General features: G+C 69.9%; 13 protein-coding genes. 6 read left to right on the forward strand and 7 right to left on the reverse strand.

Annotation, left to right across the window (positions count from 1 at the left end; all coding sequences use genetic code 11):
• Nucleotides 1–366 precede the first annotated feature (366 nt).
• On the forward strand, nt 367–894 hold the full coding sequence (locus tag BZB76_RS12120; protein WP_121434351.1) for a macro domain-containing protein: 528 nt from the start codon (nt 367–369) through the stop codon (nt 892–894).
• An 83-nt stretch (nt 895–977) separates the two neighbouring features.
• Here BZB76_RS12120 and BZB76_RS12125 read toward each other — a convergent pair whose 3' ends face one another.
• Nucleotides 978–1820, reverse strand: a complete 843-nt coding sequence (locus BZB76_RS12125; RefSeq protein WP_121434352.1) for a hypothetical protein — start codon at nt 1818–1820, stop codon at nt 978–980.
• A gap of 331 nt (nt 1821–2151) precedes the next feature.
• On the opposite strand from BZB76_RS12125, the gene BZB76_RS12130 reads away from it, so the two are divergent.
• The 4 genes from BZB76_RS12130 to BZB76_RS12145 all read left to right on the forward strand — a co-directional run bounded on the left by BZB76_RS12130 (nt 2152) and on the right by BZB76_RS12145 (nt 6346).
• A complete protein-coding gene (locus tag BZB76_RS12130; protein ID WP_147449417.1) occupies nt 2152–2508 on the forward strand; it encodes an effector-associated constant component EACC1 in 357 nt (118 codons plus the stop codon).
• Nucleotides 2492–3961, forward strand: a complete 1470-nt coding sequence (locus tag BZB76_RS12135) for a caspase, EACC1-associated type (RefSeq protein ID WP_121434354.1) — start codon at nt 2492–2494, stop codon at nt 3959–3961. Before BZB76_RS12130 ends, BZB76_RS12135 begins: the two co-directional genes overlap by 17 nt.
• 333 nt (nt 3962–4294) lie before the next feature.
• On the forward strand, nt 4295–4846 hold the full coding sequence (locus BZB76_RS12140) for a hypothetical protein (protein ID WP_246006892.1): 552 nt from the start codon (nt 4295–4297) through the stop codon (nt 4844–4846).
• 96 nt (nt 4847–4942) lie between these two features.
• On the forward strand, nt 4943–6346 hold the full coding sequence (locus BZB76_RS12145) for an MFS transporter (RefSeq protein ID WP_121434355.1): 1404 nt from the start codon (nt 4943–4945) through the stop codon (nt 6344–6346).
• 126 nt (nt 6347–6472) lie between these two features.
• Here BZB76_RS12145 and BZB76_RS12150 read toward each other — a convergent pair whose 3' ends face one another.
• The 6 genes from BZB76_RS12150 to BZB76_RS12175 all read right to left on the reverse strand — a co-directional run bounded on the left by BZB76_RS12150 (nt 6473) and on the right by BZB76_RS12175 (nt 13043).
• The gene (locus tag BZB76_RS12150) at nt 6473–7051 is read right to left on the reverse strand and encodes a snapalysin family zinc-dependent metalloprotease (protein WP_121434356.1); all 579 of its coding nucleotides are present in this window, start codon (nt 7049–7051) and stop codon (nt 6473–6475) included.
• A gap of 84 nt (nt 7052–7135) precedes the next feature.
• On the reverse strand, nt 7136–7882 hold the full coding sequence (locus BZB76_RS12155; protein ID WP_170180602.1) for a S1 family peptidase: 747 nt from the start codon (nt 7880–7882) through the stop codon (nt 7136–7138).
• A 311-nt stretch (nt 7883–8193) separates the two neighbouring features.
• Nucleotides 8194–9420, reverse strand: coding sequence for an acyltransferase family protein (locus BZB76_RS12160; protein WP_211342953.1), 1227 nt, complete (start codon nt 9418–9420; stop codon nt 8194–8196).
• Between the two features lie 327 nt (nt 9421–9747).
• A complete protein-coding gene (locus BZB76_RS12165; RefSeq protein ID WP_121434358.1) occupies nt 9748–12042 on the reverse strand; it encodes a hypothetical protein in 2295 nt (764 codons plus the stop codon).
• Complete coding sequence (locus BZB76_RS12170) at nt 12039–12431, reverse strand: hypothetical protein (protein WP_121434359.1); 393 nt, start codon at nt 12429–12431, stop codon at nt 12039–12041. Before BZB76_RS12170 ends, BZB76_RS12165 begins: the two co-directional genes overlap by 4 nt.
• Nucleotides 12432–13043: an AfsR/SARP family transcriptional regulator gene (locus BZB76_RS12175; RefSeq protein ID WP_170180603.1), complete on the reverse strand. Its 612-nt coding sequence runs from the start codon at nt 13041–13043 to the stop codon at nt 12432–12434.
• Between the two features lie 162 nt (nt 13044–13205).
• On the opposite strand from BZB76_RS12175, the gene BZB76_RS34750 reads away from it, so the two are divergent.
• Complete coding sequence (locus BZB76_RS34750) at nt 13206–13511, forward strand: DUF397 domain-containing protein (RefSeq protein WP_170180604.1); 306 nt, start codon at nt 13206–13208, stop codon at nt 13509–13511.
• Nucleotides 13512–13526 lie beyond the last annotated feature (15 nt).

Below are 13526 nucleotides of genomic sequence, written 5' to 3' on the forward strand. Positions count from 1 at the left end.
CGGAGAATTGCACCCCTCCCGACCAATCCACCGAAATCGATCACACGAATCCACGCCACCAGGCCGGATGGCCCTCGCCCTTCGTCTGCTGAAGCGGAACGCACCAACGAACAATGTGTCAGTGGACGGATATCCCCCAAATCCGCAACCGTCCATCGCGCGTTCCACGACCTTCCGGTTCCTTCTCTCAGACCTCGGCGAACTGGGCCTGGCCACGGGCCTCCACCTTCCGCGCGCATTCCACTGCTTCTGCCAATGGACTCTCGCGCGCCTCACCCGCGTCTGGAAGCGAAGGCGCGGCGATCGAGGCGGCAGAGGGGTGTCAGTGGTTGTCGCTACGTTCGCCTCGAACACCGGGGAGGCCACATGATCGTTGAGCGGGCGGGCGACCTTCTCCGGGACGACGCGCAGGCGCTCGTCAACCCGGTCAACACCGCTGGAGTCATGGGTAAGGGCCTCGCTCTCCAGTTCAAGCGCGCCTTTCCGGACGTCTTCACCGTCTACGCCGAGGCGTGCGCCGCCCGTCGGATGAGCCCCGGGAAGATTCTGCCTGTTCAGATCGACGGTGACCGCTGGGTCCTCAACTTCCCGACGAAGCGCCACTGGCGGAGTCGGTCCCACCTGAACGACATCGAGACCGGCCTGGACGACCTCGCCCGTGTCCTCGTCGAACTGAAGATCGTCAGCGTCGCCGTTCCGCCCCTCGGCTGTGGCCACGGCGGTCTCGACTGGGCGGCCGTCCACCCCCTGATCACCGCGAAGCTCGACTCCTTGAATCTGGCCGTCCACCTCTACGTCCCCGAACCAGGCGAGCGGTCAACAAGCTCGTCCGCGGGGCCCGAACCCGATCCTGCGGAGTCGAACCGTTCGTCCACACGCGAGAAGACTTCATAAGGAGTATTTCCCCATCGCCTGTCTTCGGCCGTCAGGGCCGGCGCCGACCGCCTCAGAACCGGACGAGGGCGCTTGTGAGCTCGTCATTTCTGACGGGGCGGCGTCGGGCGTCTGTGTTCGACCGGGGTGGCCGTGCGCCACGGCCACACCTGCACCATGTGTTCTTCCTGGGGGCTGCCGTTGCCACGGACGCACAGCCGCACTCGGTACACCACATGCGGCCACACGTGGGTGGACAGGGGCCAAAGTTCCGTGCCCTCCTGGTCGGGGACGGCGAGAATCAGTTCGGGATAGGGGTGGCCGACCCACTGTTGGCTGATCTCCCCGACGTAGTCCCACTGCGTGACGTCGAGGTCCGGGGCGGCGGGCACCGTCTGCACCGTGACGTCGACGGTGGGAGTGCCCGTGGCGACGGCCAGGCCCCGGCCGGGCACGGCGGACCGGATCGGCGGACCGGTGGTGGTGTCCGGACGTCCGTAGGTGAAGCCGGTGCGCCACCCACGCCGGGGAGGCTGGAACAGCGTGTAGTAACCGGCGTCGCCGGGCTCCAAGTGCTGCCGCGCGACGGCGGTCGGCCCGGGATGTGCGGGCAGGTTTCGTCCGACCTGGGCGAGCACGGCGTCCCGCACCCGCATGCACTCGTCCGCCTCGCGCTCCTTCCCGTTGTGCAGCAGGGTCAGGGCGTCCCGGTCGAGTTCCGCGACGACCACGTCCCACTGCCGCGCGGTGAGCGTCACCCGCACCTCCCGGCCGCCGGGGTCGTGCCGGCCGAGGATCTTCGTGGCGGCGAGGCAGTCGCCCTGTCTCCGGCGCAGGCCAACGCGATCGTGTTGGCGCTCGATTCGGGTAGCGGCGCCGAGCCGCAGTGGGGTGATCCGCGCGGCGTCTCCGGCGACGGGCAGCACGTCACCGAGGGCAGGGGGCATGCGCATTCCTCTCGCCGACGGCAGGCCCTCAACGGCCGCGCACCCACCTCACTGGCACCGCGGCGAGATACGGCCACCAAAGGGCATCAAATGGAGAATCTACTTCAAACCGTTACCGTGCCGAACGTGAAATGGGAAACAAGCTCGGCATCTCGACCGACTTCATCGCTCGACGCACCTGCGTGTCCGAAAGCGGCCATAAGAGAATGTATGTCATTGCTCTGTGCGGAACGTCTCACTCCTGCGATGCTCGGGGCGATGAATGAGGGACCGGTCCCGAATGCGAATCGTGATCGAAATCGCCGTGGCCAGGGCGGGGGAGTGGGGAAATATGGATCTTCAGATCGGGGTCACCGGCGGTGACGAGGTTCACGAGTGTGCCCGGCTCTTGGAATGGCTACGTGCGGATCGGCGACTGGCCGGACACGTTCGGGCCCGGCGGCGGGCGCCGGGGCCCGAGGAACTGGGCGGGGCGCTGGACGTGGTGATGGTCGCGGTCGGATCCGGCGGTGTGGCCGCAGCGTTGGCGCAGACCCTTCCGGCTTGGATCCAGAGCCGCCGACCGCAGGTGAAGTTCATCCTCACCACCAGAAACGGCGACCGCGTGGAATTGGAGACCGCCGACGCCGCCGAAGCCTCGCGCCTCATCGCCGAGCTGCTGAGCCGCCACGATGCGTCCGCCGAGTGAGCCGCGCGCCGATCTGGCGGGCTCGCACGCTCTTCTGATCGGCACCTCCCGATTCCACGAGCGCGCCTACACCGGAGTTCCTGCGGCGGCCAACAGCCTGACGGGCATGTACGAGATGCTGACGGAGCCGTCCTGTGGAGGTTGGCCGCCCGACCAAGTCACCGTCATCGCCGACCCCGAGGGTGCCGCACAGTTGATCCAGCGGATTCGGCGGCTGGCCGAAACCACGACCGGCACCCTCCTGCTGTACTACGTCGGCCACGGGGTCATCAGCGAACGAGGGAACCTCACCCTAACCCTGACCGACACCACCGCCACCGACCCCGATCTGACCGGTGTCGAGTACGACCACATCGACCGCGCGTTGCGCGCGAGCCCCGCCCGTGTCTCGATCGTCATCCTGGACTGCTGTTACTCGGGACGGGCCATCAGCGCGCTGAGCGGGCCCGACACCGTTGCCGACAGCACCAGCGTCGAGGGCGTGTACACCCTGACCGCGGCGGAGGGCCCCGCCCACGTCGTCCCTCACCACCAGCAGCACACCACCGGGACGTCCTTCACCCAGGAACTCCTGGGCCTGATCACCGAGGGCCTCCCCGACGGCCCCGAGATGCTCAGCTTCGACCTCCTGTACGGCCACCTGGCCCAGCGCCTCCGCCGCCGCGGTCTGCCCCGGCCCAACCAGCGCGGGACCGACACCGTCCACCACTTCGCCGTGGCCCGCAACCGCGCCTACGGCGGGTCGTCCAGGCCGCAGAACGAAGGCGAGGAGCGAGCGCCCACCGCCTCAAGTGACGCGGGTTCCCGCCATGAGCCTCCTCGATCCGAGAGGCCGACCACGGTGGCCCCTTACCGTGCCGTGCCCCGGACGGCGCTGCGGCTTCCCACTCCCTCCGCGACGGCCACCGGGAACGACACACTGGCCTTCCAGAGCCGTATTCGGGCCGGGAAGGTGCTGACCTCCTACCTGGGGTTTCCGCACGTCGCCTTCGTGGTTGTCATCTGCTTGTTCGCGATTGTCGTCTCGATCGGCTCGCCGCGGGTCGTCAGCTTGATCGCGGCCGGAATCCTGCTCGGCATCGCGGTGGCGCTGTTGCTGATCATCCTGATGCACTTCGTCATGATCGTCGTCGACCTCGTCGGTCCGCGTCGGCTGACCATCGGCCCTGAAGGAGTCGCCATCGTGTGGGGGCGGCGGCGAGCCATCTATGCCTGGGAGGAGATCGCCGCCCTGGAAGTGGCGCGGACAGGTCGACTCCGTCCCCGTCCGACGCTGATGCTGTGGACGAGCCCGTCCCCGCGGAGGGTTCCCGCACCTGAGGTGCCGCGCCTGAGCAGGAACCCTCGGCGTCCACCCTGGCGTGATCGAGGCACCGGATGGATCCGAATCTGCTATCTCGACCAACTCCAGCGCGGCCGTGAACTCGAGCGACTGCTGACAAAGGACGCCTGATGAGTGCAGCCGAACTAGTACTGATCATCGCGATCATCGTTGCCTTCGTCACGACTCTTGTTCTGGCGATCATCATGAGGCGACCGCGTTGATCTCCGGTCGTGATCGCCCGAAAACAACATCGATGGGAGCGCAATGGGTGTAATGATCGTCATCCTTGTTGCAGTGCTGGCGTCGGTCGTCACGCTGCTGCTGATCGGACGTTTCCGCAGACGGTGAACCATGTGAGCGGCGATGGGCGCCGGGCGAGGCCCCGCTGACACTCGACGTAGGCCACTGACAGGTGGCGCCGGCCCCCGGGGTGGACGAGGGCTTCGCGATCCAAAGCGGCGCGTGCGGTTCGGCGGCGTGCCGACCGATGCCGGTGGCCGGATGCTCCCGAGCGTCCATGAGCCCGCGGAGCGCATCAAGGGTGTGTTGCGGGGTAGCGGGGGTGTTGTGCGTACTTTCATTAACGGATTGATTGCGGGGGCCGTGGGGACCAGTGCGCTCAATGCCACGACGTACCTCGATATGGCCGTGCGGGCGCGTGGGGGGAGCAGCACGCCGCAGGACACCGTGCAGAAGATGGCGGACGAGGTGCACGTCGATCTCGGCGAGGGGGAGAAGGCCGAGAATCGGAAGGAGGCGTTCGGGGCGCTGCTCGGCTTCGGGACGGGGCTCGGCGCGGCGCTGTGCTACGCGCCGTTGGCCCGGCGGCGGGTGCCGTGGCCGGTTGGTGTGCTCGCGCTGGGGGCGTTGGCGATGGCTGGGTCGAACGTTCCGATGACGGCTCTGGGTGTGACGGATCCGCGTGAGTGGTCCGCGTCGAGTTGGGTGTCCGACGTGGTGCCGCATCTGGTGTACGGGGCCGCCACTTACGCGGCGTATCAGCGGCTGCGCTGAGCCCGGGGGCGTCGGAGGTCCTACGTCCATGTGACCTTGTGGTTTGGGTCTGGGGGAGGACGCGGGGGAGGGGTGGGGTGGTGCAGCCTGTCAGGTATGACCACGACCCATGACCCCCAGATCGCCGGGAAGGCGGTGGAACGTCCGTCCACTCCCGGTTGGGCGGCGCTGCTGGCCGCGTCCATCGGGCAGTTCCTCGTCGTCCTCGACATCTCCGTCGTCAATGTCGCGCTGCCCGAGATGCGCGCCGGGCTCGGGCTCGGCGCTACCGGCCTGCAGTGGGTCGTGAACGCCTACTCGGTGACGTTCGCCGGGTTCCTGTTGCTGGGTGGGCGTGTCGCTGACCTGTTCGGGCGCAGGAACGTCTTTCTCGTGGGTCTTGGGCTGTTCACCGTGGCGAGCCTCGCGGGCGGGTTCGCGCAGGACGCGGGGACGCTGATCGGTGCCCGTGCCGTGCAGGGACTCGGCGCGGCGATTCTGGCGCCGGTCACTTTGTCGCTGGTCACCGCCACCTTCCCGGACGGGCCCGCGCGGACCAGGGCGATCGCCATGTGGACGGCCGTCGGAACCGCGGGCGGCGCCACGGGCGGGCTGGTCGGCGGGCTGCTCACCGACTATCTGAGCTGGCGCTGGGTGTTCCTCATCAACGTGCCCGCCGGGGCCGTCGTGGCGGGCATCGCGCTGATGTGGCTGCGCGGTGACCGTCCCGCCGCCGTGCGGCAACGCCTCGACCTGCCGGGGGCCGTGCTCGTGACGTCGGGGGTGGGGCTCGTCGCGTTCGGTATCGGCCGGACGGAGGAGCACGGCTGGTCGGCGCTGCTTCCGCTCGCGGCGGGTCTCGCGCTGCTGGGCGCGTTCGTGGCCGTCGAGGCGCGGTCGGCGCAGCCGCTCGTCCGGTTGGGGATGTTCCGGCTGCGGAGTGTGGCGGTCGGGAATCTCACCACGCTCGTCATCATGGCGGCCGGGTTCGCGTTGTGGTACTTCCTGTCGCTCTACATGCAGAACGTCCTGCACTTCAGCGCGGTCAAGACGGGGTTGTCGTTCCTGCCGCACACCATGGGGATCATCATCGGGTCCCGGTTGGTGCCCACCCTCATGGCCCGGATGGATCCCCGGTTCCTCGCCGGCGCGGGCGGGCTGCTCGCCGCCGCCGGGTTCGCGTGGCAGAGCGTCGCCCTCGACGAGGACGGGACGTTCCTCGGCTCGATCCTCGGACCGGGCGCGGTCATGGCGTTCGGCTTCGGGCTGTTGATGACACCGCTGGTGGAGGCGTCGACCGCGGGCGCTCCGTCGTCGGAGGCGGGTGCCGTGGCGGGAGTGGTCAACACGTCCCGCGTCATCGGCGGCGCCATCGGCCTCACCGTTCTCGGCACGGCCGCGGCCCGCTCCGGCACCGACCTCGTGGCCGGGTACTCGACCGCCTTCGTCGTCGCCGCCGTCATCACCGCCGTCGGCACGGCGCTCGTCCCGTTCCTGCCCCGACCTGAAAAGCGGACCTGAGGGCGTCTGCCGGAAGGAACGGACGCCCTCAGGTCCCGTCAAGAGGCGGGGATCGGTGAACCCTCCTCATCCGGCGTCACGCGGGGGCACGGCTCCAGTGCGCCCCGGCCGGACACGGAGAACGGTTCAGTGGCGGGTGAGGACCGGCGCCTCGCTCAGGACGGTGCCGGGCTTGATGCCCGAGCGGCCGAACTGGAAGTTGCGCTCGACCTCGGCGATCTCCGCCGGGTTGGGGTTGGGGTTCTTGCAGGCCGTGCCGGCGCTGGCGCCGGACATCAGGTCATCGCAGCGGCCGGTGCGTCGGTCCGGGAGACCGAGGATGTGACCCAGTTCGTGGGAGGCGATCCGGATCACGTAGTGGCCCTCCTGGGTGGCCTGACGGCCCATCCAGACCGTGCCGCGGCCGAGACCCTGCACCTGGGCGCGGGGCCAGCCGTTGTCGGCGAGGATGGTGATCTCGGCGGGAGATCCGGGAACGAGCTGGACGTTCTTGACGTGCTCGTTCCAGATCTTCGCGCCTTCGTCCCACGCCTCCTTGAACTCGGCGGCACGGCTCGTGTCGTACCGGAGGGTGCGGACGTTGACGGACTGCTGGGTGGACTGCTCCGGCGCGGGCGCCGCCGAAGCGGACACGCCCGTGCCGGTCACGAAGGCCAGGCCGAGCAGTGACGCGGCACAGACCCTCAGAATCTTTCTGGCGACCATGAATACCTCAAGGTGGGGGAGCAGGGTGGGTACCCTCCGCCGGGCACCGCGCTCCGGCGGAGGGCACGTTCGGTTCCGCGAAGGTCAGCGAGCGACGGTCGCGGTGCCACCGGTGATCCGGAGGATCTGGTCGCGGTAGTAGGCCGTGTCGCTGTAGATCGCGGGGCCCTGCGCGCACGTCTGGCCGCCGCGGCTGGTCGCGCCGACGAGCTCCCAGGCGCCCGGTCCGCCGGTCACGGCGGGGCCGCCCGAGTCGCCGTAGCAGGCGCCCTTGCCGTTGCCGCCGTCGGTGCAGATCTCCTTGGCGGCGTCGATGCCGGAGCACCGGCTGTCGGCGACGATGGTGGTGTCGAGCTGCTGCAGCTGGACGGGAGCGCCGCCACAGCCTCGGGTCGGACAGGTCTGGCCCCAGCCGATCAGGCGGGTCGCGGACCCGACCGGAGCGGTGGAGGCGATGGGGATGGGCGTCATCGTCGACGGGCTGGACAGGCGGAGAATGGCGAGGTCGCCGCCGATGACCTGGCGGCTCGCGACCTGGCGGGTCTCACCGCCGGCGTTGTAGGTCTTCGTGCCGATCCGGACGGACGAGGGCTGACCGCAGTGCGTCGCGGTGATGACCCACTGCGGCGCGACCAGGGAGCCGCCGCAGCTGTGCCGTCCGTTGTTCTGCAACGAGGTCATCCAGGTGTACGTCTCCGTGGCGGGCACGCCGCCGACGATGTTGGTACGCGGGGGCGGCGACGGCTGCTCAGCCGCCGCGTTCGCCACCGACGTACCGGTCAGAGTCAGGACCGCGATGGGCATCGCGACCAACAGTCTGCGCTTCCTCATGAGCGGGGGGTCCTTTCAGGGGGTGGAAGAAGAAACGTGGCGACCGCCTGGCCCTGCCGGTCCCCGGCCGATGACACGTCAGGGCGTGGCACCGGCCTCGTACAACGACTATTGACCACCCATACGGAAATGACCACATGCGAATTCGGCGTCGGAGCCCGAATAGAACGCGTTCTAGCCGGAGAACAGAGACGACCTGCGACGCTTCTAGCGTTATGACATCGCACTGAACGCAGGCCCATTTTTTCAATATGGGCGCTGAGCTGTGAAAACGGGGTCGGGGGCCGTCCTCACCAGGGAAGGCGGGCGGCTCAGGAGGCGAGCACCTGCGGTTGGACGGTCGTGTCCGCTCGCGCGGGACGGCCGAGGCGGCGTCCGAGACGCCGTCCGAGACGTTGCGCGGGCGCCTCGATCCAACGCTGCGACGCCCAGCTCAGCGCCAGCAGCACCAGGACGAAGACCGTCAGACCCACCAGGTCCTGTCGTGCCGACACGTCGAGGAACTGCACGACCACCATCAGCAGCAGCGGATGCACCAGGTAGATCGAGAAGCTGATGGTGCCGAGACCGGTGGCCCAGCGGGGGAACCTGCGGTGCCGTGCCCGCCACGCCACCGCGAACGTCAACGCCGCCGCCAGCAGCGTGGCGCTCCAGGAGAACTGCGCCCCCCAGCCGTAGGGCGCCGACTGCCACAACCCGTTCCCGAGCGCCCCGGCCAGGACGACCAGCGCCGTCGTGGCGCCCACGCGCCGACTGATCTGGCCGTGCTCGGCGCGGTACACGGCCGTCCCCGCGAACATGATCGCGAGCATGGTGAGGCCCTCCCATGTCTCGAGGCGCCCGTTCGCGGCGACGAGCAGGGCGGCGAGCAGCCCGCCGAGCAGGCCGCCCGCGACGCGCGGCGCGGAGCTGTTCGACACGGCCGCGGCGATCGCGACGACCAGCACGACGGCGGTCACGGCGACGACGGGCCCGGTCCCGGCGTTGCGCGACAGCAGCGTGACGGGGCGCCCGTCGGTCAGCACACCGGCCGCGGTGAGCGCGGTGGCGGCGACCGCGACGAGGGTGAGGACGGTGGCCGCCGACGCCGACCGGCGATGCCCGCCCACCACGAACAGCGCGACGACCAGCAGATAGAACGCCATCTCGTAGGACAGCGTCCACAGGACGTTCATCACGTTGGGGACGTTCAGGATGTCCTGGAGCATCGTCAGGTGCGCCAGGACGGCGGTCACGGGGGAGTACTGTTCCAGCCCGCCGCGGAGCCCGAGCACCCCGAGCAGGAACGGCAGGATCGCGAGAAGGCACGTCACGGCCAGCAGCGGATAGATGCGGAAGAAGCGCCCGATCCAGAATCCCCGCACGCTTCCGCGCCGCTCCAGCGACGCGGGGATGATGTACCCGCTGACGAGGAAGAACACCAGCACCCCGTACGAGCCGGGATCGAACCAGCCGATCAGCTGAATCCGCAGCGACGGCAGGTAGATGTAGCTGGCGTGATGGAGCGCGACGGCCAGCGCCGCGCCTCCACGAAGCACATCAAGCCACCCGAGACGGGATGTGGCGGGGGAAACGCCCGAAGCGGGAACCATTCCGACAGAGTAGACGGCCCTGTGACCTGGGTCGGCGGCGTTCGCGGGGAAAGGGCGGCGACGCCACGTGACCCTCAAGGGAACCGCTGACCACTCGCGTCCCACCGCGGACGATCGACGCGTGGACCCATGGGCACCTCGAAGAGATCGCCGCCGAGCGACGACGCCCGGCCTGGCGCCCGGCCTGGCGCCCGGCTCTCCTCAGGCTCGGTGCCGTTCGCCACCTCCTCGCCTCGTCCCGCCGGCTGGGCCCTCGGCGCTCCTCCCGCGTTGTCAGCCTTCGAGTTCGCGCGGCTTCGGTCCGCGGTCGGCGGGGCCGGGGAGTTCCCGCCGGGCCGCGAAGTCCCGGTTGAAGTCCAGCAGGCGCCGGGTGCGGCGGATGCGTTCCTGGACGAGCCAGTCGCGGCCCTCGGCGGCCACCGACTCCAGGACCCGTAGCGCGCCCTTCACCCCGGAGCTGTCCATGGCCAGTTCCAGTAGGCTGTTCTCGTCCTCGCGCAGCCGGTCGAGGAAGCCGTGGTCGAAGTTCTCCACGACGATGTCGATGTAGTGGCCGTCGTCCAGCGAGAGCCGGAACGCCTGGCTCAACAGCAGCGAGTCGAGGTCCTTGGGCGCCTCCCGGTCACCGTTCCCGTCGTCGATCACGATCACCTTGCGGCGGCCGGAGTCGAACCGGACCCCGACCTCATGCACCCGTGCCGACGCGATCTTGACGTACTGGAAGCTGTTGCGGCGCTGGTTGGAGACCGTGCCGTCGAAGAAGTCCAGGTTGACGCCGACCTGCCGCACCCCCGCCTCGGTGAGCAGGAAGATGATCACTCGGTAGCGCGAGTAGCGCGGCGGTCCGAACAGCACCCGGGCCCGCTGGCACGGGTACAGGGCCTCGGTGAGGACGGCGTGCGCCACCAGGTCGCGGTTGGCGAGGCCGCAGGCCTTCATGGCCAGCTCCTTGGCGTAGAACTTGTCGTAGTCCAGCCAGCGGGCCATCTCCGCGTCGGTCGGACGGTCCGCCAACACCGCCGTCCACTCGTCGAACGCCTTCCGCGCCTCGGCGAACTCGGCCTCGGCCAGCGCCGACTCGGACTCGTGCACGTCCCGCGACACCACGTACACGTCGAAGTCGGCGCCGTACACGATCCACGCGCCGAGCGCCACGACCGGGATCGTCAACAGCGTGAAGCCGATCCCCGAGGCCAGCACCGCGACCAGCCCGCTCATCAGGCCCACCGCCGCCGCGGCGGCTCCGAGGAACACCGCCCCGTCGCCGGGCGCCGTGTCCGCCAGCTCCTCGCGGCGGGCCCGCAGCGTCCCGGCCTCCCAGCGTTCCTTGGCCCGCACGGCCTGCCAGATGATCAGCCAGGCGAGGTTGTCCGCCATCAGGTCGGGGTCGGTGTAGCGGCGCCTGAGGTCGGTCACCAGCCGCTCGCGCATCCCCTTGGTCGCCTCCCACCACTCGTTGCGCTTGGTGGAACCGTCGGGGTTCTCGTTCGCGAAGCAGGCGGTCACGTACAGGTCCACGAACCGGTGGAACAGGTCGCGGCGCCGTTTCTCGTCACGTTGCTTGTCGTCGGCCTTGTCGCTTTCACCCCAGACGTGCTCGTCCGGTTCCTCCTCGGGGGTTTCGAGACGACGGCACGCGGCGAACCGGCCGGCGGCCGTCTCCCGCGGCTTCTCGCCGTAGCGCAGCGCGTCGATCGCGATCAGCTCCCGGGAGACCACCCATGCCCTGCCGGACGTGGCGAGAAGGTAACCGCCGCCGACCGTCCCGGTGAGGAACAGCAACCCCAGCCAGGGATGCGCGGTGACCGTGAGAAGTAACGCGACCAGCGCCCCACCGCCCGCGAGGACGGCGCCGGTGACGGCCGCCACATGGCGGCCGGTGCCGAACTCGGGCGCGTCGAGGGTGACGGCCCGCGGCGGCTCCGGGACGGGCGCGAAGAACTTCCACGCGCGCTCCGTGCGGTCGCCGCCCATCCTGAGCCTGCGCACCTCCTCGGCGTCCCTGGCGGCGAGCTGGTCCTGCAACGCCCCGGTCATGATCAGATCGAGATGCCGCCGGATCTCCTCACGGCGCTCGGCGGGCAACCGGCCGTACTCGTCGGTGACCAGGTCGAGCTCCTCGTCCGCCGGCATCCCGTCGCGTTCCTGCCGGACCAGGCAGTTGATGAACTGCGTGATGACGTTGAGGGCCTCGACCCACCCGTCCACGGCCTCCGGCACGACCATCAGCGAGCAGCTCTGCAACGCGCCGAACTCGTCGGTGCCCAGATGGTCGAACGACCGGCCGCTCAGCACGGCCAGCGCCCAGTAGTAGGCCACCTTGTGGGAGCGCAGCCCGGCCTCGGCGGCCTCCCTGATCAGCTCCTCCGCGCGGCGCGGCATGCTGCCGTCCAGCAGGTGCAGCGCCGTGGCGAAGCGCTTCTCCGGCGTCGCCGAGGGATCGACGTCGTAGATGTGCACGTTGCCGTTGACGACACCGAACGCGTCCCTGACCCGGGCGTGGTCGTTCACCTGCATGTTGATGGGGCCCCAGCCCGACGAGGACGGACGGCCCGACCCGGCGCTCATGCCTCGTCCCGCCTTTCGGGCCGGCCCTCGGTCTCGGGCCTGTCGTCGTTCTCGGACGGGTCGGGCTCCGCGCCGATGTGGACGTCGCCGTCGACGCGTCCGATCATGTTGGTGACCCGGGACTTCCCGCGGGCGGTCTGGTTGATCGGTGGTTCTGTCATGGTCTTCCCAACGTTGGAGGGACCTCGGGACGGGGCGGGAGCGGGGGCGGAAAGGGCGGCCGGGGCGTCCGGGCCGTGGAGCCGGGGATCCTCGTCGCGGATCAGCTCGGCCAGGCGATGCAGGCTCCGCCGCAGCGGCACGTCGAAATGACTCGCCGCGGACCCGGTGGACCGCTTGTAGATCTCCAGCGCGCGTGTCCGGAGGCCCGCCCGGTAGGCGGCGAGCATCTAGAGTTCGACGAAGTCCTCGTCGTGGAGGGCGTCCAGGTCGGTGGCGAGCCGGTCGCACTCCCAGACGAGCTGCTCGTAGCGGTGTTCGCGCATGTCCGCCTGGACGCAGCGGAAACGGGCGTCCCGGTACGCGCTCCGCAGGGCGGACCGGGTCTGTTCCGCCCAGGCGCCGCCCAGCCCGGCGAGCGGCTGACCGCCGTACAGGCCGCTCGCGTTCGCGCCCCATTCCCGCAGGGCCGCCCGCAGCAGCGGGACGGTCTCACCGGCGTCGGCGTCCCGGGCCGCGCGTAACCGGGCCGCGAAGCGCAGCGCGTCGGCGCCGTCCTCGTCCATCGGAAGCACGTAACCGGCGGCGGTCGCGGGAAGCGGGTCGGGGGCGTCCTCGGGAAGCAGGGCGCGCAGCTGGAAACGCACCTCATGGGCGACGCGCTTCAGGCCGGTCTCCGGCTCGGCGCCGTCCCAGACGGCCCGTTCCAACTCGGCGCGGGAGACCTCCCGACCGCCCGCGACGACCAGCCTGGCCAGCAGCAACTGCTGGACCGGCTGCAACTTCGCGACCCTGTTCTCCCGCCAGGCGGTCACCCTGCCGAGAACCTCAAAGTTGATCATCTCTACTCCCGTGGGCCGGGCGGAACGGGCGGCGGACCGGACGAGGACCGAGGACGGACCGAAGGCCGATCGGGCGCGGACGGGGGCTGTTCGAAGCTCGATCTCAACGCCGATCCGGCGCCGAGACACGGCGGGATCCGCGTGGAAAGGGAAGGGATCGACATGGTCGAGACGACCGGTTGGCCGGAGCTGGAGTTCGTCTGCAACGGCGGTGGCGGTTGCGTGCTGGTCGAGGTGGTCGCGGGCGCGGTGGTGATCCGCGACTCCAAGAACCCGTACCAGGCGGGGCTGGTGTTCAGCCGGCGGGAGTACGCCGACTTCCGCCGCCGGGTGCGCGGCGGCTCCCTGCCGCGGCGCGCCGTCCGGAGGGCGACGCGGGTGCTGCGGCGCGTGGCCTCCCGCATGACGGTGGCGGCGGACGTCGCCCGGGGCTGGATCCGCGGCTGGATCCGGGACCTGCTCGGCTGAGTCAGGGGGCCGAGG

The organism is Actinomadura pelletieri DSM 43383 (assembly GCF_003634705.1).
Taxonomy (GTDB): domain Bacteria; phylum Actinomycetota; class Actinomycetes; order Streptosporangiales; family Streptosporangiaceae; genus Spirillospora; species Spirillospora pelletieri.

Coding starts and splice junctions, on each gene's coding strand:
- BZB76_RS12120 (WP_121434351.1), top strand. CDS start 367: ATGATCGTTGAGCGGGCGGGCGACCTTCTCCGGGACGACGCGCAGGCG.
- BZB76_RS12125 (WP_121434352.1), bottom strand. CDS start 1,820: ATGCCCCCTGCCCTCGGTGACGTGCTGCCCGTCGCCGGAGACGCCGCG.
- BZB76_RS12130 (WP_147449417.1), top strand. CDS start 2,152: ATGGATCTTCAGATCGGGGTCACCGGCGGTGACGAGGTTCACGAGTGT.
- BZB76_RS12135 (WP_121434354.1), top strand. CDS start 2,492: ATGCGTCCGCCGAGTGAGCCGCGCGCCGATCTGGCGGGCTCGCACGCT.
- BZB76_RS12145 (WP_121434355.1), top strand. CDS start 4,943: ATGACCACGACCCATGACCCCCAGATCGCCGGGAAGGCGGTGGAACGT.
- BZB76_RS12150 (WP_121434356.1), bottom strand. CDS start 7,051: ATGGTCGCCAGAAAGATTCTGAGGGTCTGTGCCGCGTCACTGCTCGGC.
- BZB76_RS12155 (WP_170180602.1), bottom strand. CDS start 7,882: ATGAGGAAGCGCAGACTGTTGGTCGCGATGCCCATCGCGGTCCTGACT.
- BZB76_RS12165 (WP_121434358.1), bottom strand. CDS start 12,042: ATGAGCGCCGGGTCGGGCCGTCCGTCCTCGTCGGGCTGGGGCCCCATC.
- BZB76_RS12170 (WP_121434359.1), bottom strand. CDS start 12,431: ATGCTCGCCGCCTACCGGGCGGGCCTCCGGACACGCGCGCTGGAGATC.
- BZB76_RS12175 (WP_170180603.1), bottom strand. CDS start 13,043: ATGATCAACTTTGAGGTTCTCGGCAGGGTGACCGCCTGGCGGGAGAAC.
- BZB76_RS34750 (WP_170180604.1), top strand. CDS start 13,206: ATGGTCGAGACGACCGGTTGGCCGGAGCTGGAGTTCGTCTGCAACGGC.